This window comes from Pectobacterium atrosepticum (assembly GCA_019056595.1).
Lineage (GTDB): Bacteria > Pseudomonadota > Gammaproteobacteria > Enterobacterales > Enterobacteriaceae > Pectobacterium > Pectobacterium atrosepticum.
Map to the genome: position 1 here is coordinate 2,990,927 of CP036163.1, position 23,053 is coordinate 3,013,979.

General features: G+C 52.4%; 24 protein-coding genes. 7 read left to right on the forward strand and 17 right to left on the reverse strand.

What is annotated here, in order from left to right; all coding sequences use genetic code 11:
- Nucleotides 1–6: 6 nt before the first annotated feature.
- The 11 genes from DCX48_14225 to DCX48_14275 all read right to left on the reverse strand — a co-directional run bounded on the left by DCX48_14225 (nt 7) and on the right by DCX48_14275 (nt 12,366).
- The gene (locus tag DCX48_14225) at nt 7–693 is read right to left on the reverse strand and encodes a hypothetical protein (protein ID QXE15576.1); all 687 of its coding nucleotides are present in this window, start codon (nt 691–693) and stop codon (nt 7–9) included.
- A gap of 327 nt (nt 694–1,020) precedes the next feature.
- Nucleotides 1,021–1,884 (reverse strand): YicC family protein, encoded by an 864-nt coding sequence (locus tag DCX48_14230; GenBank protein ID QXE15577.1) that lies wholly within the window; start codon nt 1,882–1,884, stop codon nt 1,021–1,023.
- A gap of 98 nt (nt 1,885–1,982) precedes the next feature.
- The gene (locus DCX48_14235) at nt 1,983–2,891 is read right to left on the reverse strand and encodes a LysR family transcriptional regulator (GenBank protein ID QXE15578.1); all 909 of its coding nucleotides are present in this window, start codon (nt 2,889–2,891) and stop codon (nt 1,983–1,985) included.
- A 205-nt stretch (nt 2,892–3,096) separates the two neighbouring features.
- Entirely contained in the window at nt 3,097–4,044 is a 948-nt protein-coding gene (locus DCX48_14240; GenBank protein QXE15579.1) for an isoaspartyl peptidase/L-asparaginase, read from the reverse strand.
- Between the two features lie 59 nt (nt 4,045–4,103).
- On the reverse strand, nt 4,104–4,925 hold the full coding sequence (locus DCX48_14245; GenBank protein ID QXE15580.1) for an aminopeptidase: 822 nt from the start codon (nt 4,923–4,925) through the stop codon (nt 4,104–4,106).
- Between the two features lie 2 nt (nt 4,926–4,927).
- The gene (locus DCX48_14250) at nt 4,928–6,010 is read right to left on the reverse strand and encodes a S58 family peptidase (protein ID QXE17255.1); all 1,083 of its coding nucleotides are present in this window, start codon (nt 6,008–6,010) and stop codon (nt 4,928–4,930) included.
- A gap of 26 nt (nt 6,011–6,036) precedes the next feature.
- Complete coding sequence (locus DCX48_14255) at nt 6,037–6,936, reverse strand: ABC transporter permease subunit (protein QXE15581.1); 900 nt, start codon at nt 6,934–6,936, stop codon at nt 6,037–6,039.
- Between the two features lie 8 nt (nt 6,937–6,944).
- Nucleotides 6,945–7,865 carry an ABC transporter permease subunit gene (locus DCX48_14260; GenBank protein ID QXE15582.1) on the reverse strand — a complete coding sequence of 307 codons (921 nt, stop codon included), beginning with the start codon at nt 7,863–7,865 and terminating at the stop codon, nt 6,945–6,947.
- 18 nt (nt 7,866–7,883) lie between these two features.
- Nucleotides 7,884–9,425 carry a glutathione ABC transporter substrate-binding protein gene (locus DCX48_14265; GenBank protein QXE15583.1) on the reverse strand — a complete coding sequence of 514 codons (1,542 nt, stop codon included), beginning with the start codon at nt 9,423–9,425 and terminating at the stop codon, nt 7,884–7,886.
- 56 nt (nt 9,426–9,481) lie between these two features.
- The gene (locus DCX48_14270; GenBank protein ID QXE15584.1) at nt 9,482–11,353 is read right to left on the reverse strand and encodes an ABC transporter ATP-binding protein; all 1,872 of its coding nucleotides are present in this window, start codon (nt 11,351–11,353) and stop codon (nt 9,482–9,484) included.
- A 44-nt stretch (nt 11,354–11,397) separates the two neighbouring features.
- Complete coding sequence (locus DCX48_14275) at nt 11,398–12,366, reverse strand: L-Ala-D/L-Glu epimerase (protein QXE15585.1); 969 nt, start codon at nt 12,364–12,366, stop codon at nt 11,398–11,400.
- 242 nt (nt 12,367–12,608) lie between these two features.
- On the opposite strand from DCX48_14275, the gene DCX48_14280 reads away from it, so the two are divergent.
- Entirely contained in the window at nt 12,609–13,325 is a 717-nt protein-coding gene (locus DCX48_14280) for a ribonuclease PH (GenBank protein QXE15586.1), read from the forward strand.
- A gap of 216 nt (nt 13,326–13,541) precedes the next feature.
- Nucleotides 13,542–14,183 (forward strand): orotate phosphoribosyltransferase, encoded by a 642-nt coding sequence (locus tag DCX48_14285; protein QXE15587.1) that lies wholly within the window; start codon nt 13,542–13,544, stop codon nt 14,181–14,183.
- Between the two features lie 61 nt (nt 14,184–14,244).
- Here DCX48_14285 and slmA read toward each other — a convergent pair whose 3' ends face one another.
- From slmA to coaBC, 3 genes are all read right to left on the reverse strand, one after another.
- Nucleotides 14,245–14,841, reverse strand: coding sequence for a nucleoid occlusion factor SlmA (slmA, locus tag DCX48_14290; protein QXE15588.1), 597 nt, complete (start codon nt 14,839–14,841; stop codon nt 14,245–14,247).
- 129 nt (nt 14,842–14,970) lie between these two features.
- Nucleotides 14,971–15,426 carry a dUTP diphosphatase gene (locus DCX48_14295; GenBank protein ID QXE17256.1) on the reverse strand — a complete coding sequence of 152 codons (456 nt, stop codon included), beginning with the start codon at nt 15,424–15,426 and terminating at the stop codon, nt 14,971–14,973.
- Entirely contained in the window at nt 15,407–16,648 is a 1,242-nt protein-coding gene (coaBC, locus tag DCX48_14300; GenBank protein QXE17257.1) for a bifunctional phosphopantothenoylcysteine decarboxylase/phosphopantothenate--cysteine ligase CoaBC, read from the reverse strand. Before coaBC ends, DCX48_14295 begins: the two co-directional genes overlap by 20 nt.
- Nucleotides 16,649–16,837: 189 nt before the next feature.
- Here coaBC and DCX48_14305 point away from each other — a divergent pair, with 189 nt between their 5' ends.
- The 5 genes from DCX48_14305 (at nt 16,838) to DCX48_14325 (ending at nt 20,227) form a co-directional block, all read left to right on the forward strand.
- The gene (locus DCX48_14305) at nt 16,838–17,503 is read left to right on the forward strand and encodes a JAB domain-containing protein (GenBank protein ID QXE15589.1); all 666 of its coding nucleotides are present in this window, start codon (nt 16,838–16,840) and stop codon (nt 17,501–17,503) included.
- A 237-nt stretch (nt 17,504–17,740) separates the two neighbouring features.
- Nucleotides 17,741–17,977 (forward strand): 50S ribosomal protein L28, encoded by a 237-nt coding sequence (locus DCX48_14310; GenBank protein ID QXE15590.1) that lies wholly within the window; start codon nt 17,741–17,743, stop codon nt 17,975–17,977.
- Between the two features lie 11 nt (nt 17,978–17,988).
- On the forward strand, nt 17,989–18,156 hold the full coding sequence (gene rpmG, locus DCX48_14315; protein ID QXE15591.1) for a 50S ribosomal protein L33: 168 nt from the start codon (nt 17,989–17,991) through the stop codon (nt 18,154–18,156).
- Between the two features lie 214 nt (nt 18,157–18,370).
- The gene (gene mutM, locus DCX48_14320; GenBank protein ID QXE15592.1) at nt 18,371–19,180 is read left to right on the forward strand and encodes a bifunctional DNA-formamidopyrimidine glycosylase/DNA-(apurinic or apyrimidinic site) lyase; all 810 of its coding nucleotides are present in this window, start codon (nt 18,371–18,373) and stop codon (nt 19,178–19,180) included.
- 57 nt (nt 19,181–19,237) lie between these two features.
- The gene (locus DCX48_14325) at nt 19,238–20,227 is read left to right on the forward strand and encodes a glycosyltransferase (protein ID QXE15593.1); all 990 of its coding nucleotides are present in this window, start codon (nt 19,238–19,240) and stop codon (nt 20,225–20,227) included.
- Nucleotides 20,228–20,232: 5 nt separating this feature from the next.
- Here DCX48_14325 and DCX48_14330 read toward each other — a convergent pair whose 3' ends face one another.
- The 3 genes from DCX48_14330 to DCX48_14340 are packed head-to-tail and all read right to left on the reverse strand — an operon-like array spanning nt 20,233 to nt 23,041.
- Nucleotides 20,233–20,721, reverse strand: coding sequence for a pantetheine-phosphate adenylyltransferase (locus DCX48_14330; GenBank protein QXE17258.1), 489 nt, complete (start codon nt 20,719–20,721; stop codon nt 20,233–20,235).
- 39 nt (nt 20,722–20,760) lie between these two features.
- Nucleotides 20,761–22,038: a 3-deoxy-D-manno-octulosonic acid transferase gene (locus DCX48_14335; GenBank protein ID QXE15594.1), complete on the reverse strand. Its 1,278-nt coding sequence runs from the start codon at nt 22,036–22,038 to the stop codon at nt 20,761–20,763.
- A 58-nt stretch (nt 22,039–22,096) separates the two neighbouring features.
- Complete coding sequence (locus tag DCX48_14340; protein QXE15595.1) at nt 22,097–23,041, reverse strand: lipopolysaccharide biosynthesis protein; 945 nt, start codon at nt 23,039–23,041, stop codon at nt 22,097–22,099.
- Between the last annotated feature and the right edge of the window lie 12 nt (nt 23,042–23,053).

Sequence of the window (23,053 nt, forward strand, 5' to 3'; positions counted from 1 at the left end):
AACTCATTACCTTATTATCCCATTAGTTAAGTTTATTATTTCTTCTTCACTTTTTGAATTGGTTGGAATATATGGTAATAGGATTGGTTCTATTAAAAAGTATAACATTTCTAATTTTTGTGCATAAAATAAAGCATATAGTGCGGGGTTAATATCCCGTAAATGGCGGGCTGACATGGCCGCTTTCTGAACTTTGCCATAAAATGCTGTTACTGTTATAGCCCAATAAGATGTTTGATTAATTGTTTTGCGTAAGGATGCATTGAAATTAAGAGTAGTGCTAATAAATTTAGCTAATGCATATGATATTGATTCTTTTATCACCCTGTTTGTGGAGAATTCAGATGTTACACCTAAAATTGCTTTGGCTATTGTTTTTTGTTTATTTTCATCAAAGTCTTTCATTAAATTATCGGTATAAATTTTCACCATATCCAGAATAACATCATCTCTTTTAAATACTTTTTTTATTGCACTAACCATTCTGGAATCTTCATACTGTAATTCTTGACAGACATCGTTATATTTCTCAAATAAGCATGATGAATACCAGCTTGTCCTTTCCATACCACTATATAGATCTGTTGTTAAGCTTATTGAGTTGCTCTTTAATTTCTTTGTGATGTCACCTAAATGGGTTGCGAGAACTTTATCAGACTCCATTTTGTATTTTAAATATTCTGATAACTGCATGTTACGTCCCTTTTGTTAGGCTGGTTCTCTCCCTTTATGCAGGCAGTTTACCCGAATAAGCGGAAATATTTCAATGCTTTTGCTTGTCTGATAATTTGCATCCTACTAATTATAGAATGAAAACATTGTTTTTTTAGAAAATACGATAATATATCCTTATATAAATAAAAATGAGTAGTTATAGATTGTGATGAAAAAGGCGGTGATTATGTGTGCCCCCGAAAATTCGTGGTTTTCTATGGATGTGAATGTTCATTATTGGAATTTGAAATGCATAAAAAGCCCATGTTACATGGGCTTGTGTAGGTCAATGATGTTGAATGGAAATCACTCGATATTCTGAATTTGTTCCCGCATTTGCTCGATCAGCACTTTCAACTCGATTGCTGAAGCGGTTACGTCGGCGTTGATGGATTTCGAGGCCAGCGTGTTCGATTCGCGGTTGAATTCCTGCATCATGAAGTCGAGGCGGCGGCCGACGGCTTCTTCTTTTTTCAGGATTTTGTAGGTTTCTTTGACGTGAGCATCGAGGCGGTCGAGTTCTTCGGCGACGTCGACGCGCTGCGCCATCAGCACCAGTTCCTGTTCCAGACGGTTATTTTCCAGCTGTACCTGCGCATCTTCCAGCTTGCTTTGCAGGCGCTCGCGCTGCCATAGCAGGACGTTCGGCATCTGGGCACGGACTTTGGTCACTTCGGCGCTAACACCAGCCAGACGCTGTTCGATCATCGCTTTCAGCGCGTTACCTTCGCTTTCTCGGGCGAGGATGAAGTCATCCAGCGCGCCTTCCAGTGCTTTCAGCAGTTCGGTGCTGATGGTGTCCAGATCCTGCTCTTCTGCCGACATCACGCCCGGCCAGCGCAGAATATCAACCGGGTTGATTTCGCCCTCGTCGCTCTGCATTTTGACCCAGTTGGCGGCATTAACCAGCTGTTTCGCCAGCTTTTCGTTCAGGATCAGCGAACTTTGCGCACTGGGATCGAGTTCAAAACGCAAGTTGCATTCGATTTTTCCACGGGTCAAACGGGCGCGGATGCGTTCGCGGGCCACAGGTTCGAGGCTGCGGAATTGTTCCGGTAAACGAAGATAGGTTTCCAGATAGCGCTGGTTAACGGAACGCAGTTCCCAGGCTGCGCTTCCCCAGTTGCCCTTGATTTCTCGGCGGGCGTAAGCGGTCATGCTGCGAATCATTGGTGCATACCTGTAAAGCAAATGATGGGAAGGATTATAGCGTTGAGTCCTGCGCAGGGGATAGGAAAAACCGTCCGTGGCGTGGCGTCTGTCGCGAATCAGGCGGCGTAAAGCAGAGTCTCGTGCTGTCTGGCGATGTCACGACAGCGGTTCTTCATCATCTGTTTCAGTTGCAGCGTCGCCTGCGATTGTGGGTTGTCGCGGCGGCTGATCAGCGTGACTTCAAAAGGCAGCGGCTGATCGATAGGGACGATTTTGAGCTGGTCCGCATAGCGGCAGGCGGTGAAAAGATCGACGATGCCCGCGCCGCCGCCCGCCAGAACCATGTCGGCAATCACTGAGTAGGTTTTGATGTAGAGCGAAGCCGCTGGCTGTAGCGCTTTGTCGCGCAGCGCACGGTGTACCACCTGACCGAGCGGATCCTGATGCTGCATCATCAGCAGGTTATTGTTGCACAACCATTCCAGCGACACCGGGCCATTTATTGGGCTATTTTTCGGCAATAGCGCAACCATAGTAGACTGGAACAACGGTTCCGCCAGCAGTTCAGACGGCACCTGCTGACCAAAAATCAGCGCGAAATCGAGCTGGTTTTGCAGGATGTTCTGGCACAGCGTGCTGAAGTGTTCGGTTACCAGTTCGACGTTAACCGATGCAGCCTGCTTATGAAACTCCACCAGCGTTGGTGCGACGATCATCTGCCCGAACGCGTGTGCCGCGCCCAGCCGCACTGAGTGTGCTTTGCTGGTTTTGATTTGTTCGGTGAGGGAACTGATGCTTTGCAGATGGCTGAAAAGCTCCTGCACTTTCGGTATTAGGCGCAGCCCCTCTTCGGTGGCGATCATTCCCTGTGTACGACGTTCAAACAGGGAAAAACCGAGCTGTTGTTCTGCATGGTTAAGTACGCGGCTGACGTTGGGTTGTGAGACGTTGAGCAACCGAGCAGCACCGCTGATAGTGCCTGCCTGAACAATGGCCTGGAAGATTTCAATATGGCGTAATCGCATGAGTGCAGGCTCCGGCTGACGTTTTCTGATGAACGTCGTATGAGTAATAACCAAAGGGTCTGCAATTATTACGCCAGATTATAAGGCCGCGATGAATGGTCGATAGATAAGCGATGAAAACACTTTGTGCACTATTTTGATGCCCGATATCGGTGCGATCGCACCGATATCGGGCAATTTGGTTTCTACCGACTTGTGCGACAGTTTAACGATAGATATCGGCGACGGGTTCTTTCCCCACGTAGCCATAGCCGCGGTACATGCCTTCGCTGTTGAACGGCAGGGCGATGTTGCCTTCTTTGTCGACGGCAATCATCCCGCCGCTGCCATCCATTTGCAGTAATTTTTCCATCACTACGCGGTCGCTGGCCTGTTGTAAAGTCAGTCCTGCGTATTCCATAAGCGCCGAGACATCATAAGCGGCGACGGCGCGCATAAAGACTTCGCCGGTGCCGGTGCAGGAAACCGCGACCGTCTGGTTATTGGCGTAACAGCCTGCACCGATGATTGGGCTATCGCCCACGCGCCCAGCCTGTTTGTTGGTCATGCCGCCCGTCGAGGTTGCCGCTGCGAGATTTCCTGCACTGTCGAGTGCGACTGCGCCGACGGTGCCGAATTTACGGTCGGGATCGATAGGGTCGTTCTGTCCGTCATGATCGAGGATGACGCGACCTGAACCCGCCTGCGCGTTGTGCAACTGCTGACGGCGTTCGTCGGTGGAGAAAAATGCAGGCTCAACCCTTTCCAGCCCATGCTGCTGGGCAAACGCTTCTGCGCCATCGGCGGTAAACATCACATGCTGGCTGGCTTCGAGTACAGTGCGCGCTGCCAGAATCGGGTTACGGATGTGGCTGACGCAACTGACCGCGCCGGCATCTAACGTCCGTCCATCCATGATGCTGGCGTCCAGTTCGTGGGTTTCCGCGTGGGTGAACACCGAGCCGTGTCCAGCATTGAACAACGGGCACTCTTCCAGCAGGCGGACGGCTTCCGTCACGGCATCCAGCGCGCTGCCGTTTTCAGCCAGAATGCGTTGTCCACTGGCAACAATCTCGGACAGCGCTGCCAGATAACGTTGCTCTTTTTCAGCACTCATAGCCGAGCGGGTCAGCGCACCTGCGCCACCGTGGATCACAATCACGGGTTTCGTCATGCGATAAATTCTCTTTTCAATCGGTTTACGCCCCGGAATAAGGGGCGGAGAGACCGGAATCAGTTTTGCGTTGTCGCCAGATAGGAAAATGCACCCAGCAGGCTGGTGATTTCCCGCATGCTTTGCGCCGTATAACCTACGGTTATGGCATCCAAACGTTCAATGTTCGGCAGCAGACAGAATAGATCGGCGAGTACCGGTTTTGCCACCATCAGCTCAAGACGGTAGGGAGCCTGAATCCGCGAATTCAACGAACGGTGTGCTTTTTCCACCGCCGCCTTTGCCGCGTCGCGAATCACCTGGCGAGCCTGTTCGGTGCTGAGGGATTCTGCTGCGTGCTGTGAGATAGCGCGTTTAACGCAGGCGTAATCGGTATCGGGATAGTAACGGGCAATCCAGTTCTGGAGCGTGTCGTCGCCGCTGACCAGCCAGAGCGGCGTCTTCTGTTCAACGCCTGCGGCGGCGTAGATGTCGCTCTCTCCCATGATTTCACCGTTGATGCGCACGCGGTAGAACGCCCGGCCGTTGATGGTGTGCGACAGCACGCCAAACTCGCCCGCGGCGCTGTGGTAGCCGATGAACATCATGCCGTCGAACTGCTGCTGTTCCAGCCCTTCGACCATCGAATAGCCGCGCGGTTTACCTTGTACCAGTCGGGCGCGGGCGTCGATGTTCTCCGCACGTAGGTTAACCATTGCCGCATGGCTGTCGGCGACCACCACTTCTGTTGCGCCACCTGCGAACGCGCCGTCGATGGCGGCATTCACTTCCTGTTCCATCAGGCCGCGTGCCAGCTGATATTCAGCGGTGCCGGGGCTGCACTGTTCCGGGCGCATCACGCCTGCGATCCCTTCAATATCAGCAGAGATAAAAATTTTCATAATCAGTTTCCTACGGGAGAATGACCTACAGAAGAGAAAGTCGCGGCTAGCTTATCCAACGCCTGTGGTAGCGTCGGGCGATGATGGCCGCGAAAACCGGTGACGGCGTCTGCCTGAAGCATGGCGTCGAGCACGGCGTGTTCGGTCGCATCGGCGGCGGCGCTTAACAGCGGTTCAAGCTGCGCATCCTCCGGCGGTTGCGGTTGTGGGCAGGTGGAGAACGCCACGGCGATGTCGCCGGAACCGTGTCCCCAGTAGCTGCCGAGTCGTCCCAGTCCCGCACCCGCACGTTTGGCGATGCGCTTGAGCTGGCGGGCATCGAGCGGTGCATCTGTCGCCATGATAATGATGATCGATCCCGCATCCTGCTGCGGTGCGAGCTCTGGCAGAATGGGTGCGATGGCGTCTCCCATCTGTACGCCGTCCAGCGTCAGCGCGGAAAGTGTGCCGAAGTTTGCCAGCACCAGTACGCCGAGCGTGGCGTTTAATTCGGGAATCAGACGTGATGTTGTGCCGATACCGCCTTTCAGACTAAAGCAACTCATGCCACGTCCAGCACCGACGCTGCCGCGTGCGAAGTTATCCGTTGCGCTATCCAGTGCGTGCCGCGCCATGTGTTCCGTCACAGCCAGCGCCTGAATGTCGTTCAGCCAGCCGTCGTTGCACTCCAGCGCCAGCGGGTTAACTGTCGGCAACGTGCGGCCCAGTTCAGGATTGCGGGAAATCGTGTCGCGTACCAGCGTGGTAAACAACGTGCCGGTTGCCAGCGTGTTGCTGAGCAGGATAGGTGTTTGCAGCAGCCCCAACTCCTCAATCTGCACCAGTCCGACGGGTTTGGCGAAGCCGTTCAGCACCGCCGCGCCGCAGGGCAGGGGCTGGGTGAACAGGTTCTCGCCGGGCGGCACAATCGCGGTCACGCCGGTTTGTACTTCCCCCGCTGCCAGCGTGCAGTGGCCGACTCGCACGCCTGCCACATCGCTGATGCTGTTATGCGGCCCGCTGGCCGAGCGCGGCGTACCCAGTTGCCGCGTCGTTTTCCAGCGTTGTAGCACCAGCGCTTGCTGCTGCTGGTGATAGTCTTTCATCTGGTGATCGCGGTGCATTGCCGTCCTCAGCTTTTCAGTTTGGGATCGAGCGTATCACGCAGCGCATCCCCGAGCAGGTTAAACGCCAGCACGGTGAAGAAAATCGCCAGACCGGGGAACACGCTAACGTGCCACGCGCCCGCCATCATCAGGCTGCGGCTCATCGCCAGAATATTGCCCCATTCCGGCACGTCCGGCTCTGGACCAAGACCGATGAAGCTCAGCCCTGCCGCAGTCAGGATGCTGGTGCCGATACGCATGGTGAAATAGACGATCACGTTAGGCAGCGTGCCGGGCAGGATGTGGCGCATCAGTACGATGCGATCCGGTGCACCGGCGCAGCGTACTGCTTCTACATAGGCCGCCTGTTTCAGCGACAGGGTGGAGGCACGCACGATGCGAGCGAAGACCGGCACGCTGAAAACTGCCACGGCGATAATCACGTTATTCAGGCCAGGACCGAGGATCGCGACGACCGCAATTGCCAGCAGCATACCGGGGAAGGCGAACAGCACGTCGGAACCGCGCATGATCAGCGTATCCACCCAGCGGCCGTAGTACCCCGCCAGCAGGCCGAGTACGATACCGACCAGCATTCCCAGCGTGACGGAGAAAACACCGATATATAACGAGATGCGAGCGCCGTAGATGATACGACTCATCACATCGCGCCCGAGATCGTCGGTGCCCATCCAGTGTGCTGACGAAGGCGGTGATGCTAACGCCATCCAGTCGGGTTCCATCGGGTTCCACGGTGCTAGCCAAGGGGCGAAAACCGCGACCAGCACTAGCAGCAGAACGAAGCCGCTGGAAACCAGCGCCATCGGGTTACGGATAAAGACCTGAACGAAATCGCGCCACGGCGACCGTATCGTTTCTTCATCAAGCGTGGCAACGGCCACGACGGGATCGGAAGGGAGGTTCATCGTGTCTCCTAACGTAGGCGAATCGCCGGATTGACCACCGCGTACAGCAGGTCCACCAACAGGTTAATGACAATAAATTCAAACACGAACAGCATCACCAGCGCCTGCATGACCGGCTGATCCTGCGTCTTGATCGATTCAATCAGCAGCCAGCCCAGTCCCGGCCAGCTAAACACGCTTTCGACCACGATGGAGCCACCAAGCAGGAAGCCGAATTGCAGCCCGAGCATGGTGATAACCGGGATCAGCGCGTTCCGCATCACGTGCTTCCAGGTGACCAGCCGATTGCGCAGCCCCTTGGAGCGAGCGGTGCGCACGTAGTCTTCTTGTGCGACTTCCAGAAACGCGGAGCGGGTAAAACGTGCCATGACGGCGGCTACCGATGCCCCGAGCGTCAGCGCAGGCAGAATAATGTCGCTGGGCTGATTAAAGCCGCTGACGGAGAAGACGCCGAACGGCATGGCGACAAACTGAATCAGCAACAGGCCGAGCCAGAACGGCGGCATGGAAATCCCGCCGACTGCGAAGCTCATTAGCGTCCAGTCCTGCCATTTTCCCCGCTTGAGCGCGGAAACCACGCCGATCAGCAGGCCGAGCAGGACTGACCAGACAAAGCCCGCCAGCGCCAGCCACATGGTGGGCATGAAACTCTTGCTGATGACGTCGATGACTGGCTGCTGGGTACGATACGTTACACCCAGATCGCCGCTGAACAGGCCGCCGAGCCAATGGACATATTGCTGCGGCAGCGGATCGTTCAACCCTAATTGCTGACGGGCGGTTTCCACCGCCTCAATAGTCGCGTCAGCACCAGCGTAAATGCGTGCCGGATCACCCGGCAGCAGTTTGATAAAACCGAACACTAACAGGGAGACCACCAGCAGAACCGGGATCATTTCCAGCAAACGTCGGACGATATAAGCAAACATGGCGTTCTCCCTGACCGATTACTTAAATTCAGCCTGATCGAAGATCAGTGAACCGTCTGCCAGCATGTATACGCCGTCGAGGTTCTTGGTTTTGCCGACCACGTTGTCCGGCGAACCCAGGAAGACCACCGGCGCATCCTGCCAAATCTGGCGCTGTGCATCAGCGTAAGCGGCGGCACGTTTGTCTGTATCAGCAGTCGCCAACCCAGCGGTAATCGCTTTATCCGTGACCGGATTGCTGTAGTAGGAAACGTTGTAAGCAACCGGAACCCAAGACTCTGTAGCGAACAGTGGACGCAGCGCCCAGTCAGCATCGCCCGTAGATGGCGACCAGCCGTTATAGAACAGGTCAAATTCAGCTTCTTTTGGATCTTTCACGCCAAACAGCTTGGCGTTACGCATCCCGGAATCCATCGGGGTAACGGTAACCTTGATGCCGACCTGTTCTAACTGCTGTTTGAAGAACTGCGCGCTACGGATGTAGTCGGTACGGTTCGTCGTCCACAGTTTCAGGCTCAGGCCGTTGGCGTAGCCCGCTTCTTTCAGCAGTGCCTTGGCTTTTTCTGGGTTATAGGTGTAGTTCGGCGAGCTCTGGCGGGCGAAGAACTGCACGTCCGGTGCCATCGCTGAAGAGGCAGGAACGCCCATACCTGCAAAGCCGACTTTCAACCAGATATCGCGGTTGATGGCGTAGTTAAGTGCCTGACGCACGCGGATATCGTTCAGCGGCGGGCGCAGGTTGTTCATTGCCAGCCAGAACTGATAAATACTTGGGTCGCGCTGAATCGCCAGTTTGCTGTCGTTTTGTACGGTGCCGATCAGGTCAGAAGGCAGCGGATACACGGCATCGACCTGGCCTGATTTCAGGGACGCCACGCGAGTGGAATCTTCTGGCGTCGGGTAGAAGGTCACGCTGTCGACTTTCGGCCAGCCTTTCTGCCAGTAATTGTCGAATTTCACCAGCTTCACGTCTTTACCCTGCTGCCATTCGGTGAACTTGAACGGGCCAGTACCGACTGGATGTACGCGCAGCTGTGCTTCATCTGGATATTTCTTCAGTGCTTCCGGGCTGTGCATAACAGCAGACGGGTGCGCCAGCGTGTTCACAAAGGCACCGAAGGATTTGTTCAGCTCGATTTTAACCTGTGTTGGCGACAGCACGGTGACGGTTTGCACCATGTTAAACAGGCTGTTGCGTTTTAAGCCTTTGCTCTGATCGGCCAGACGGTCGAGGTTGGCTTTAACGGCGTCGGCGTTGAAGGGGGCGCCGTCCTGGAAGGTGATGCCTTCACGCAGCGTAATGACAAACTCGGTGGCGGCGTCGTTGCTGGTATAGCCTGTCGCCAGACGTGGCACCAGCTTCATTTTGTTATCGAACTGGAACAGACGCTCGAAGATGCCGCTCTGAATGGAGTAGCTCAGCGTGTCCGAGGTGTCGTGCGGGTCGAGCCCGGTGATATCGGCATAGATGGAAATACGAAGGTCTTGCGCCTGGGCAACAGCAGCCAGACACAGTGAGAGCCCGAGGGCAACGGCGGAGCGGCGAACGAATGGCTTCATGGTTATCTCTCCTGGTCAGCAATGAACGTGTGTTGTGTTTATGAATGTGTTGTGTTTCAGGCAGCCGATTCGTTGTCGGCGACCCAGTGCTGCGGCGCAACCTCTCGGTAGCGCGTTTTGGCGACGACCTCGCCTGCTTTACGCAAGGGGGAGGGGATTTCGCTGTCGTCAAACTGGCGTGTGCCGCGACGGGTTGGATCGGCAATCGGGACCGAGGCCAACAGGCGGCGAGTGTACGGATGCTGTGGATCGTTAAACACGGACTGGCGCGGGCCGATTTCCACAATCTGGCCGAGGTACATCACCGCCACGCGGTTGGCAATGCGCTCGACTACCGCCATATCGTGCGAGATGAAAATCCACGACACACCGGTTTTCTTCTGAAGATCCATCATCAGGTTGACGACCTGTGCCTGAATCGACACATCGAGCGCCGAAACGGCTTCGTCAGCAATGATGACCTGCGGCTGCAACGCCATCGCTCGGGCAATCGCGATACGCTGACGTTGTCCGCCGGAAAACTCGTGTGGATAACGACGTGCGTGCTCAGGCAGCAGACCGACGCTTTTTAACAGCGCCTGTACTTGCGGTGTCGCCTCTTCCAGCGATTTCACCAGCCCGTGCAGCAGCAGTGGTTCGGCGATGGTGAAGCCGACCGTCAGACGTGGATTGAGCGAAGCGTAGGGGTCTTGAAACACCATCTGCATTTCCCGACGTAGCGGCTGGAAATCACGCTCTTTCATCTGAGAAATTTCGTTGCCCTGAAAATGAATGCTCTCGGCTTCGCTCTGTACCAGACGCAGCAGGGCGCGTCCGGTGGTGGATTTGCCGCAGCCGCTTTCGCCAACGATAGCCAGCGTTTCGCCCGGCCAGACGTTGAAATCGATCTGTTCTACCGCATGAACGTGATGGGTGATGGTGGAGAAAATCCCGCTACGCATGGGGTAATACACGCTCAGCCCGCGAATATCTAACAGCGGCTCGGCATCATAACGCGCGGTGACCTGCTCACTATCTTCTGGGTCGGCAGCCTTTCCTAGCAGAGGGAAGCGCTTCGGCCAGAGGCTATCGCGCATGTCGCCCAGTTTCGGTACGGCGGCCAGCAGCGACTGGGTATAAGGATGTTGCGGTGCAGCGAAAATCTGTTCAACAGAGCCTTGCTCTACGATCTCGCCGCGATACATCACCACTACGCGGTCGGCGATTTCCGCGACCACGCCCATATCGTGGGTGATAAACAGTACTGACATGTCGCTCTGCTGTTGCAGGTCACGCAGAATTTGCAGAATGCGAGCCTGCACGGTGACATCCAGCGCGGTGGTGGGTTCATCGGCAATCAACAGTTGTGGATCGCAGGCCAGCGCCTGAGCAATCATCACACGCTGGCGCATCCCGCCGGACAGCGAGTGCGGGTAGCTTTTCATCACGCGATCGACGTCAGCAATACGCACTTTATGTAGCAACTCACGCGCTTTTTTGTCTGCGCTGGCGGCATCACAGATTTTGTGGTCAAGCAGGGCTTCCGTGAGCTGATCGCCGACTTTCAGCACCGGATTCAGTGACGTCATCGGCTCTTGGAAAATCATGGCGAGATCGCGACCGCGCAGCTTCCGACGCGCTTCCGCTTTCATGCTCAACAGGTCATGCTGCTTGCCGTCGCGTGCGGTGAAACGGAGTGCGCCGCGTTCGATGTTGGCAGAGTCCGCCAGCAGCCCCATCACGGCAAGCGACGTCACGGATTTACCTGAACCACTTTCGCCGACCACGGCGACCACTTCCCCTTTATTAACGGTAAAAGAAATGCCTTTTAGCGCTTGATGGGTACCGGAACGGCCGCTAAAGCTGACGCTCAGGTCGTCGATTTCCAGTACAGGTCGGGGGGCGTTACCGGGTGCTGTGGCGGCACCCGCGTGCATGATATCCGTCATGGTCACTCCGGTTGAGGGTAGTAGGGTTGCTTCGGTTGAGAGCGTCATAGCCAGATTCGGCCGAGGTTATAGGTCAGATAAGGTGAGCTATCGGCGGCCAGCCAGATCGGGCCATCGAGATCGACATGCTCGGCGTCCGCTGCAACCGGCAGCGCGGCTTCCATTGCCATCGATGAGCCCAGCGTGCAGCCAACCATAATGCGCAGGCCGTGAAAGTGGGCCTCACGTACCATCGCCAGTGCTTCGGTCAACCCGCCGCACTTGTCCAGCTTGATGTTGATCATGTCGTAACGACGGCGTAACCCGACGATATCACTGCTGTGGCGGCAGCTTTCATCCGCACAGATAGGAATAGGGTGGGCGAAACGCTGCAAATCCTCGTCCTTACCGACCGGAAGCGGTTGCTCAATCATCGCGACCTGATAAGGCAGCAGCGCAGTGGATAGGCTATGCAAATCCAGCCCGCTCCAGCTTGCTCTTGCATCGATAATCAATCTGGCATTGGGCGCGGCGGCGCGAATAGCGGCGACCTTTTCCAGAATCAGTTCGCGATCCAGTTTGATTTTCAGCAGCAGTGCGCCGTGGGAAACAGCATTGGACGCGGCGGTGGCCATTTTCTCCACGCTGTCGAGCGCCAACGTTTGCGCACAGACCACAGACGTGGGGGGATGGATGCCAACGCGCTGCCACAGCGTTTGCTTTTCCAAGGTGGTGTTGAGCCGCCACAGTGCGCAGTCCAGCGCATTTCTGGCTGCACCTGGCGATAAATTCTGTTGGAGTTGTTCGATGGTGAGGCCGTTTTCTATTGCCTCACGGATCGCAGAGAGCTGGCGGCATACGCTGTCGGCGGACTCGCCATAATGTGCGGCTGGCGTACACTCGCCTTGTCCAATAAATCCTTTTTCTTCCAGTGTGACGCGAATAACGGTAACCGCGTCACGCGTACCGTTCTCAGCCGCCATAGGACGGGCTAGTGGCAGATTGACGGTTTCAATTTGCATATGCCGCATCATGATTTTTTCTCATTCACGCTCAAGGGATGAATGGACTATTTCATGATGCATCATAACTGACGAATACTTGTTTATGAGTAGGGTATAACCTGAGGTTATAGCATAAGGATAAGGTATGGCTGGTGAATAATTAACCGCTGGCGTTGCGAAATTATCGATACTGGCGCAGGGTAAGATTAGGCAGCGCGCCGCGAAGACCGTATAATGTGCGCCAGTTTTCATTGACCCACCGGAGATGAGCCATGCGCCCAACAGGCCGAAGTGCACAGCAAGTACGCCCCCTTACATTCACCCGTCATTACACGAAACACGCCGAAGGTTCCGTTTTGGTCGAGTTTGGCGACACCAAAGTGTTATGCAATGCCACGGTAGAAGAGGGTGTTCCGCGCTTTCTGAAAGGCCAGGGGCAAGGATGGGTCACCGCCGAATACGGCATGCTGCCACGTGCGACGCACAGCCGTAACGCGCGTGAAGCGGCTAAAGGCAAGCAGGGCGGGCGGACGCTGGAGATTCAGCGCCTGATTGCACGTTCCCTACGTGCGGCAATCGACCTGAAAGTGCTTGGCGAATACACCATTACGCTCGACTGCGATGTCTTGCAGGCAGACGGCGGCACGCGTACGGCGTCCATTACCGGTGCTTGTGTCGCTCTGGCGGATGCGCTGAATCAGATGGTTGCCAACGGTAAGCTGAAAAAGAACCCGATGAAAGGCATGGTCGCGGCGGTTTCTGTCGGCATCGTTAAGGGCGAAGCGCTGTGCGATCTGGAATACGTGGAAGATTCCGCTGCTGAAACCGACATGAATGTGGTCATGACCGAAGATGGCCGCATGATTGAAGTGCAGGGGACGGCCGAAGGCGAGCCGTTCAGCCACGAAGAATTACTCACCCTGCTGGCGCTAGCCCGAGGGGGAATCGATACCATCGTTCAGGCACAGAAAGCTGCCTTAGCCGATTGATTCTGATAAGCGACCAAATGGTCGCTTTTTTATACCCGTAATACTTCAAGCTGCATGTGCGTTGGCGATACTCGGCCCATCTTGAGCCTCGCCCTAGCAGGCCGCCGCAAGCGGCGTTCAAAAACGCCTTGCCGTTTTTGTCCTGCAACTCGAATTATTTAGGGTATATATAATGGTCAACAACGTGATTAACCCGTAAGACGAGGAGATGCCGTAATGAAAGCCTACCAGCGCCAGTTTATTGAGTTTGCACTCAGCAAACAGGTATTGAAGTTCGGCGAGTTTACCCTGAAATCAGGGCGTATCAGTCCCTATTTCTTTAACGCCGGGCTGTTTAATACCGGGCGCGATCTGGCCTTACTAGGGCGCTTTTATGCGGCAGCCTTGGTTGATTCCGGTGTTGAGTTCGATCTGCTGTTCGGGCCGGCTTACAAAGGCATTCCGATTGCCACTACCGCAGCGGTAGCGCTGGCAGAACACCACGATCGAGACCTGCCTTACTGCTTTAACCGCAAAGAAGCCAAAGATCATGGCGAAGGCGGCAGTTTGGTCGGCAGCCCATTGCAGGGCCGTGTGATGCTGGTAGATGACGTGATTACGGCGGGGACGGCGATTCGCGAATCGATGGAAATCATCGGTGCCCATGGTGCAACGCTGGCGGGTGTGATGATTGCACTGGATCGTCAGGAACGCGGTCGTGCCGATCTGTCTGCGATTCAGGAAGTTGAACGCGACTATCAGTGCAAGGTGATTTCGATTATTACGTTGACGGATTTGATCGCCTATCTGGCAGAAAAACCAGAGATGGCGGCGCATCTTGATGCGGTGAAAGCCTATCGTGAACAGTACGGGATTTAATTTGTGAATAGGTTCCCGCCAGACATGTTTGGCGGGAACCTTTGTTGGTAATAAGCGGCGTTTAGTTCAACTGTGCGGCCAACAGCGGCCAGCGGGTATCGAATTCTTGCGTCGGACGATAGCGGAATTCAGAGCGAACGAAGCGCGACAGCATCCCTTCGCAAAACGCTAACAGCTGACTGGCCAGCAGCGTTTCATCATGCTGGAAACCTTTTCCGTCGCGTAGCTTATGTTCGCGCAATACCTGACGCAGCTGTGATTCAATACGCTCAAACAGCTGGTTAATACGCCCCTGCAAGCGATCCTGTTCAAACATCAGCGCGTGACCGGTCATTATCCGAGTCAGACCCGGGTTCCGTTCCGCAAATCCTAAAATAAGCAGCAAAATCAGACGAAGACGATTAAACGTTTCTTTTTCATCTTGCAGAATCAGGTTAATGCGGGTGGTCAGGCTATCCTCAATAAATTCAATCAGGCTATCAAACATCCGCGTTTTACTGGGGAAATGCCGGTAGAGCGCTGCTTCGGACACGCCGACGTTCGCAGCCAGTTTTGCCGTGGTAATGCGTTGGCTACCGTCGCTGGATTCCAGCATTTGCGCCAGCGCCTGCAAAATTTCCTCGCGGCGATTCCTTTTCGTATTTTCTTTTTCTGCCATGTCTGAAAAGACCCTTGCTAAATATTTGACTGACAAGCACCCGGTAGCGCCACAGTCGCCATTTCCTTTTGGATAGATAGGCGCTGTGGCTTATATGAATTTTTTACACTATGGGGTGGCTGGAGCGCGTTAGCTACGGCCAGAGTGGCCGAAGCCGCCTTCTCCACGTTCACTGCCGACGAAATCTTCGACCAGATTGAATTCGGCCTGAACGACGGGCACAAAAACCATCTGTGCGATGCGCTCGCCCGGTTCAACCGTAAACGTTTGTTGGCCACGGTTCCAAACGGAAACCATCAGTTGCCCCTGGTAGTCCGAATCAATCAGCCCAACCAGATTCCCCAGCACTACGCCGTGCTTATGGCCCAGCCCAGAACGAGGCAGAATAACCGCTGCCAGTCCGGTATCGGCAATGTGAATTGCCAGCCCGGTTGGGATCAGGGTCGTTTCCCCTGCTTTAAGTTCAATTGCCTGATCCAGACAGGCACGCAGATCGAGCCCGGCAGAACCCGGTGTGGCATAGGTTGGTAACGGAAATTGCTGCCCAACGCGTGGGTCAACAATCTTAACGTCGATTTTTTTCATCATAACGGCTGATAATCTCGTCGATTAATTTTTGGCCAAGAAGACGCTTGTCGCACTGCGGCAACGGCGTGTTCCCACCTTGCCAAAAAAGGTGTAATGCATTGGTTTCACTGTTAAAACCATGCCCGGAAAGAGAGACGTTGTTCGCGCAAATCAGGTCCAGCTTTTTACGCGCCAGTTTTTGCCGGGCGTATTCTTCCACATTCTGGGTTTCGGCAGCAAACCCGACAACATAAGGACGATTTTTCGTCATCGCTGCGACACCGGCGATAATATCTGGATTTTTGACCAGAGTGAGAGTCATTTCATCACCCTGCTGATTCTGTTTTTTAATCTTTTCGTCAGCGATGTGTTTGGCGCGATAGTCTGCAACCGCAGCACAGCCGATAACAATGTGCTGCTGTGCCGCGTGTTCCATCACCGCGAGCTCCATCTCCAGCGCGCTGCCGACATCAATACGCGTGACGCCCTGCGGTGTATCAAGCGAGACTGGGCCGCTTACCAGTGTGACGTTAGCACCACGAGCGGCAGCGGCCTGCGCGATAGCAAAGCCCATTTTCCCAGAGCTGTGGTTAGTGATGAAGCGAACTGGGTCCAGCGCTTCCCTCGTCGGCCCAGCGGTGACCAGAATGTTCAGATGTTGCAGATCGTTGATGGCAGAAAAATGACGCTGCGCTAGCCCGACAATGTCCATTGGGTCGATCATACGGCCTGGTCCAACATCGCCACACGCCTGACTGCCGCTATCCGGCCCCCAAATAGGTAAACCTCGAGCTGCCAGCGTGCGCAGATTGTCCTGCGTGGGCTCTGCGCGATACATCTGCTGATTCATCGCAGGGACAACGGCGATAGGGGCGGATGTTGCCAGACAAATAGTGCTCAGCAGGTCGTTCGCCATGCCCGCGGCGACTCGAGCGATCAGATCGGCGGTAGCCGGGGCAAGAATGACTAAATCAGCCCATTTCCCTAACTCAATGTGACCCATTGAGGCTTCTGCTGCTGGGTCAAGCAGATCGTCCGAGACCGGGTAGCCAGAGACGGCTTGTAGCGTCAGTGGAGTGATGAAAGCTTTAGCGGCAGATGTCATGACAACCCGTACGTCGGCTCCGCCATCGCGCAGGCGCCGCACCAGTTCCGGGCACTTGTACGCCGCGATACCGCCGCTGATACCCAGCACGATTCGTTTGCCGGAGAGTGCATTCAGGCTGGAAAATTCCGTCATCATCATGGTCCGATTGAAAGTCAGAAGAGTCGTCATTTTACCATAACCTTGAGGGCAGATAGGAATCTTAAGGTCGTTGCTGTGGTTTCCTTGAGAAGATTGCGAGGCGCTTCGCAGCCTTTTATCACCGATATCGTCCTATTTTTTCGGGCGTGACATGATGCCGTCGAGTGGTACAGGGAGAGGCTGATGGGTTGGGAAAAGGGATTGGCACCGCGTGAAAAACTGGTGCGTTTAGGCGCGGAATCACTGACGGATGCCGAACTGTTGGCGATTTTTTTACGCACAGGGTTGCCCGGTGTGCATGTGATGCAGTTGGCAGAGAATTTGTTGGCGCAGTTTGGGTCGTTATATCAACTGATGACGGCCGAGCAGTCCGCGTTCCATAACGCCAGAGGGGTGGGAATATCAAAATATACGCAAATCAAGGCGATCGCAGAGCTGTCGCGGCGGTTGTTTTTCTCCCGCCTGGCGAAAGAGGATGCGATGCTAAACCCAGAAGCGACTGGTCAATATTTGCAGTTGCTACTGTCGCGACGTGAGCGCGAGGTTTTTTTAGTCCTGTTTTTGGATAATCAGCATCACGTTATTCGCCATCAGGAGATGTTTGTTGGTACGATTAACAGCGTAGAAGTACACCCGCGTGAAATTGTGCGTGAAGCGCTAAAGGCGAATGCCGCTGCGCTGATTTTGGCGCATAATCACCCGTCGGGAAAAGCGGAGCCGAGTCAGGCTGACCGTGCGATAACCGAACAGATTGTCAAAGCCTGTCTGTTAATGGAGATCCGCGTGCTCGATCATTTGGTTATTGGGCATGGCGAATACGTTTCTTTTGCCGAGCGCGGCTGGATTTGACAGATATTTCCGCGATCCAATGGGATCTTTAGCTGTTCGGGACTTGAGCACTTACGCTTCAGAGCGTATACTACGCCACCTTTGAGAATCTTGGGTGTGGCGTTAAGAGCCTATCTCAGCAGGTTTATCCTGATGACAGAGTCTTTTCAGTGAAGTTGCTGAGATGGGCTCTAAAGCCTGACGAGGCGGCCAAACCCTATACGAAGCTCGAGCTGATTTGATTTTTGGAGAATAGACATGTCCCGAGTCTGCCAAGTTACTGGCAAGCGTCCGGTGGCCGGTAATAACCGTTCCCACGCAATGAATGCGACCAAACGCCGTTTTCTGCCGAACCTGCACTCACACCGTTTTTGGGTTGAAGGTGAAAAACGCTTTGTAACGCTGCGCGTATCTGCGAAAGGTATGCGTGTTATCGACAAGAAGGGTATTGAGACGGTTTTGGCCGATCTGCGTGCCCGTGGTGAAAAGTATTAAGGAACTGAATCATGGCTAAGGGTGTTCGCGAGAAGATCAAGCTTGTTTCTTCTGCTGGTACTGGTCACTTCTATACCACTACGAAGAACAAACGTACTAAGCCGGAAAAATTGGAATTGAAGAAATTCGATCCAGTTGTCCGTCAGCACGTTCTCTACAAAGAAGCTAAAATTAAGTAATTTCTGCTTCTTGATAAAAACCCGGCCTTGGTCGGGTTTTTTTTCGCCATATGCCAGCCAGATGTCGATTTTTTTTAACTGCTTTGTGTTAAATACTGCGGGTAAAATAGGCTAGCCGTTGCCTTGTTTCCTGCTGCATCCCCTGTCTTGCGGGCTGTCACTGATGGTATCCTGCTGTTTATGCTAATGTAGCTACCTTTATCAGGAGACGCACATGCCTGAATTACCTGAGGTTGAAACCAGCCGTCGTGGGATTTCACCGTATCTTATCGGCCACACCATTCTTTATGCTGAAGTGAGAAACTCACGCCTGCGCTGGCCGGTATCGGCTGAGATTCTTTCGCTGAGTGATGAGCCGGTGCTAAGTGTGCGTCGGCGGGCAAAATATCTGCTGATTGAGCTGACTCGTGGCTGGATTATTGTGCATCTCGGCATGTCTGGCAGCCTGCGGGTGTTGCCGGAGTATAGCGAGCCGGAAAAACACGATCACGTTGATTTAGTGATGGATAGCGGTAAGGTACTGCGTTACACCGATCCTCGGCGCTTTGGTGCCTGGCTGTGGACAGATAATCTCGAAACCTGCTCGGTATTGGCGCATCTCGGGCCAGAACCGTTAGAGGCGGAATTTTCTGCAGATTATCTTTATCAGACTTCACGCGGTAAAAAGACGGCAATCAAACAGTGGATTATGGATAACAAAGTCGTCGTCGGCGTAGGCAATATTTACGCGAGCGAATCGCTGTTTGCTGCGGGCATCCATCCTGACAGAACCGCTGGATCGTTAAATGAAAACGATGCCGCCGTATTGGTGGGCGTGATTAAACAGGTGCTACAGCTTTCGATTGAGCAAGGGGGCACGACGCTGCGTGACTTTTTGCAATCAGATGGCAAACCCGGTTATTTCGCGCAGGAGTTACGCGTCTATGGCCGCAACGGTGAACCTTGTCGGACATGCGGAACGCCGATAGAAATCGCGAAGCATGGGCAGCGCAGCACGTTTTTCTGTCGCCGCTGCCAGAAGTAATCCTATTTTTCTTTTTCAGTTTTTATAGCCTAAATATAAAAATTTTCAGAGGGCACTATGAGTCGTGTGGATATTAGCGTCATTGTTCCGATATATAACTGCGAAGAGTACATCGATCCTCTTTTTTCGTCATTGCTTGCTCAGGATAATGTCTCTTTTGAAATTATTGCGGTCAATGATGGTTCCACCGATGGCAGCCTTGTGAAATTGAATGCGATAGGAAAATTGGCTACGAATTTGATTATTGTAAGTCAGGAAAATAAGGGGTTATCTGAAGCGAGAAATACAGGGATTCGGCACGCGAATGGGGAGTGGATTGCATTTGTTGACGGCGATGACTGGTTGGAAAAAGATACGCTATCGACATGGCTGGGAAAAGCTGAGGAACAACGCCTCGATCTCTTGATAGGTAATGGTTTCAAGTTTAATGAAAACCCGGAACAAGAAATAAAAGAACCTATTCAGACGAAACAGCCATGGGGTGAGGTAATCAGCGGTGATGAATGGGTTATTCGTGGTGTAAAACATAACGAATGGTGCCACTTTTCCTGGTTGCAGCTCATTCGTCACGATATTATTTCATTGAATAATTTAAGCTTTATTCCAGATATGGTGCATGAAGATATTCTATGGACGGCGAATTTAGCACTGGTAGCCAAGCGGGTCGGTTTCTGTGAAAAGATGGGTTATGGTTATCGAGTTGGCAATGCTCATTCGATCACAAAGTCATCATCTGTCGAGAAAATAGCACGCAGAGCAAACAGCTATATTGATATCATGCAGGGGCTGATTTCTCTCGCAGCTCAGAACAAAGATAACGTTGCTTTAAATAAAGCGTTAACTCGTCATGCCAACCGAGAGAGTCGCCATTTATTTGGGCTTTTGCGTAAAAAGATATCATCGCCTGCTATCCGGCAACAGCTAGCTAGAAAATTTATCTCTACGGGTATTGGCGGGAATTTATTCAAGGGAATGAGGACATTTAATGATTTTTGGTATTCCCTACGTTTTTATTTTACGGTTTATTTATATTCAAAGAAAAAATAATTCCCCTACATCTTCTTTGATAGTTTGTCCGCCAAGGCACTAACGATGGCATCGGGTAAGAAATGCGATACGTCACCGTCGTGACGAGCCACTTCCTTAACCAAAGAGGATGAAATAAACGACCACTCTTCCGATGGCATCAGAAAAACGCTTTCGAGCGTAGGCATTAGGTGGTGATTCATTTTTGCGAGCTGGAGTTCATATTCGAAATCGGCAACAGCTCGCAAACCACGCACAAGAATATTGGCTTTTTGCTGTTGTGCGAAGTGCACCATAAGATCGCTGAAACCAACCACTTCGACGTTCGATAAATGCTGCGTTGCACCCTTTGCCAGCGCCACGCGTTCATCCAGAGTGAAAAGCGTATGCTTACTCGGGCTGGCAGCGATGGCCAGCACCACATGGTCGAACAGGCGTGATGCACGTGTCAGCAAATCCAAATGACCATTGGTTAATGGATCGAACGTTCCAGGATAAATCGCTTTGGTTGTCATCACGTCAGCCCTTCATTCACTGTCTGGGTAGCTACTGCTTTACTGTGTCCGCTGGGGCAAATAAGGTTCCAGTAGCGTAAGCAGCATCTGTAGTGCGCCCTGGTTTTGGTGTAACACTTCCACGGCGTGTCGACCATAGTAAAGACGATAGTCTTCGTCAGCGAGCAGTTTCCCGACTTCTTTTCCAAGTGAGTCTGCATCGGTCACGGTAATCAGCCCGTCGGCCTGATCGAGTTTGTTGCAGATATCTTTGAAATTGAACGTGTGTGGCCCCATCAATACTGGGATCGCATGAGCTGCCGCTTCTAGCGGATTATGTCCGCCGCGTTCAACCAAGCTCCCCCCGACAAAAGCCAGATCGGCGATGCCGTATAACAGCATCAGCTCGCCCATGGTGTCCCCAATGACGACCTGTGTATTTGCGGGAGGCTGTTCACCGCTGCTGCGCAGCGTGTAGGTGAATCTCAGATTTTCTGTCAGCGCCTGCGTGGTGGCGAAACGTTCTGGATGGCGAGGCACAAGAATGAGGAGTAGGTCAGGATAGGTGGCAAGCAGCTGTCGGTGAGCAGCCAGAACGATCGCTTCTTCACCTTCGTGCGTACTGGTGGCTATCCATACTGGACGGTGTGGCGCCCACTGTCGGCGTAATGTAATGGCGCGAGCCGCCAGTTCCGGCGTCACGGAGATATCAAATTTGAGGCTGCCGGTTACTTTCAGGCTGGAGCGCTTCAGACCAAGATCAATAAATCGATTCCCATCTTCCTGATTCTGTGCAGCGACGAGGGTAATGCGCTGCAAGATATGGCGCATTAGCTTCCCGATCTTTTTGTAACCCGCAGCAGAGCGTTCGGACAGCCGGGCATTTGCAATAACCAGTGGAATATCGCGTTTATGCAGCTCTGCGATCAGGTTTGGCCACAGCTCGGTTTCCATAATAATGACGATTTTCGGACGAACCTGATCAAAAAAGCGCTTCAGGGCACAGGGTAAATCATAAGGCAGGTAAACGTGGTAGACCGTATCGCCAAACGCTGAACGCACGCGCTCGGATCCGGTTGGCGTCATGGTGGTGACTGTAATCGGCAGATTGGGGTAACGATGGCGCAGCGCTCTCACTAAGGGAATGGCGGCCAGCGTTTCCCCCACCGACACCGAATGCAGCATGATACCGTCTGGTTTAACCTTCTCTGCACAAAAGCCGTAGCGTTCAGCCCAGCGTCGACGATAGGCCGGAGCCTTACGGCCACGAAGCCACAGGCGAAGCCAAATCAACGGTTGGATGAGGTACAGGATGATGGTGTAGAGAGTTTGTAACATAGGATCTACTGTTATCGGTTATCGCTGGGGGGATTTTATCGGGTTCGTGAGGATAAGGCTATAATCTTTCTGGATAGCGAATATCTTCAATGATTTTTTTGAACATTGCATCAGGGCTATACTGATACAATATAGAATCTTTTACGGGGGTAAACGGCGTATTTAAAAAGTCATCTATTTTGTCCAAAGATTTTTTCCCCAGTATGAAAATTTGATTGGGTGAATAGAAATCATAATTTTCTATATCTACATTGTTGGTTATTAATTTTTTTTTAAAGAAAATTGCTTCTAATGCCCGTAGAGTAAGTCCTGACTGGCCTTCTCTGTTTATCTCTATCAAGACTTCAGAGGCTAATGCATTTCTTATATTTTCGTCATAACTTAAATAATTACTTATGTAATATTTTGATTTTTTTAACGAAGTTTTATCTTTAACTACGTGAAAGTTTATTAATTGTGATTTTTCTTCTAGTTTTTTAGCAATATGCTCTATTTCCTCTATTCTACCCTTGTCTCTTCCAAGGAAAAAACACTGTTTAGGTAGTGGTTTTATATTCTCTATTATCTTTTCAATTTCATTGAATCCAAATGGAAAGAACTGCTTTAAATAGACCAATTTTTCTTTTTTACAATCTTCTTTATCGAAGCTATAGATTTTGTTAAATACTTTGTTGGCGATAACAAAATCTACATCTTTACTTTCTCGCAAACTGCTTCTTAGTAGTAGTATTTTTTTACATTCTAAATGTTTTGCTATGTCTATATATTTGAAGAATAGAGATTCTTTAAATATCAATATGTCATCTTTGGAAATCCCCCTATATTTAAATTGAATGTATTTTTTTAATAACCAAGTATTTTCTATTTCATATTTTTTTATTTTCTTGTTTATTGAATAAAGTGATTTTGATAAAACACTCATTTCTTTAATGTTGTTTTCTTTTTTTAAATAAGATATCATTATTTTTTCATAATCGTCATTCCAATCAATAAAATATATCACTTTTTCTCCTTA

Bases quoted from the DNA above. Each gene is read 5' to 3' on its own strand.
- DCX48_14310 (QXE15590.1), top strand. From the start codon at position 17,741: ATGTCCCGAGTCTGCCAAGTTACTGGCAAGCGTCCGGTGGCCGGTAAT.
- mutM (QXE15592.1), top strand. From the start codon at position 18,371: ATGCCTGAATTACCTGAGGTTGAAACCAGCCGTCGTGGGATTTCACCG.
- DCX48_14280 (QXE15586.1), top strand. From the start codon at position 12,609: ATGCGCCCAACAGGCCGAAGTGCACAGCAAGTACGCCCCCTTACATTC.
- DCX48_14305 (QXE15589.1), top strand. From the start codon at position 16,838: ATGGGTTGGGAAAAGGGATTGGCACCGCGTGAAAAACTGGTGCGTTTA.
- DCX48_14325 (QXE15593.1), top strand. From the start codon at position 19,238: ATGAGTCGTGTGGATATTAGCGTCATTGTTCCGATATATAACTGCGAA.
- rpmG (QXE15591.1), top strand. From the start codon at position 17,989: ATGGCTAAGGGTGTTCGCGAGAAGATCAAGCTTGTTTCTTCTGCTGGT.
- DCX48_14225 (QXE15576.1), bottom strand. From the start codon at position 693: ATGCAGTTATCAGAATATTTAAAATACAAAATGGAGTCTGATAAAGTT.
- DCX48_14265 (QXE15583.1), bottom strand. From the start codon at position 9,425: ATGAAGCCATTCGTTCGCCGCTCCGCCGTTGCCCTCGGGCTCTCACTG.
- coaBC (QXE17257.1), bottom strand. From the start codon at position 16,648: ATGACGGAATTTTCCAGCCTGAATGCACTCTCCGGCAAACGAATCGTG.
- DCX48_14330 (QXE17258.1), bottom strand. From the start codon at position 20,721: ATGACAACCAAAGCGATTTATCCTGGAACGTTCGATCCATTAACCAAT.
- DCX48_14245 (QXE15580.1), bottom strand. From the start codon at position 4,925: ATGAAAATTTTTATCTCTGCTGATATTGAAGGGATCGCAGGCGTGATG.
- slmA (QXE15588.1), bottom strand. From the start codon at position 14,841: ATGGCAGAAAAAGAAAATACGAAAAGGAATCGCCGCGAGGAAATTTTG.
- DCX48_14335 (QXE15594.1), bottom strand. From the start codon at position 22,038: ATGTTACAAACTCTCTACACCATCATCCTGTACCTCATCCAACCGTTG.
- DCX48_14275 (QXE15585.1), bottom strand. From the start codon at position 12,366: ATGATGCGGCATATGCAAATTGAAACCGTCAATCTGCCACTAGCCCGT.
- DCX48_14250 (QXE17255.1), bottom strand. From the start codon at position 6,010: ATGAAAGACTATCACCAGCAGCAGCAAGCGCTGGTGCTACAACGCTGG.
- DCX48_14230 (QXE15577.1), bottom strand. From the start codon at position 1,884: ATGATTCGCAGCATGACCGCTTACGCCCGCCGAGAAATCAAGGGCAAC.
- DCX48_14235 (QXE15578.1), bottom strand. From the start codon at position 2,891: ATGCGATTACGCCATATTGAAATCTTCCAGGCCATTGTTCAGGCAGGC.
- DCX48_14260 (QXE15582.1), bottom strand. From the start codon at position 7,865: ATGTTTGCTTATATCGTCCGACGTTTGCTGGAAATGATCCCGGTTCTG.
- DCX48_14240 (QXE15579.1), bottom strand. From the start codon at position 4,044: ATGACGAAACCCGTGATTGTGATCCACGGTGGCGCAGGTGCGCTGACC.
- DCX48_14270 (QXE15584.1), bottom strand. From the start codon at position 11,353: ATGACGGATATCATGCACGCGGGTGCCGCCACAGCACCCGGTAACGCC.
- DCX48_14295 (QXE17256.1), bottom strand. From the start codon at position 15,426: ATGAAAAAAATCGACGTTAAGATTGTTGACCCACGCGTTGGGCAGCAA.
- DCX48_14255 (QXE15581.1), bottom strand. From the start codon at position 6,936: ATGAACCTCCCTTCCGATCCCGTCGTGGCCGTTGCCACGCTTGATGAA.
- DCX48_14285 (QXE15587.1), top strand. From the start codon at position 13,542: ATGAAAGCCTACCAGCGCCAGTTTATTGAGTTTGCACTCAGCAAACAG.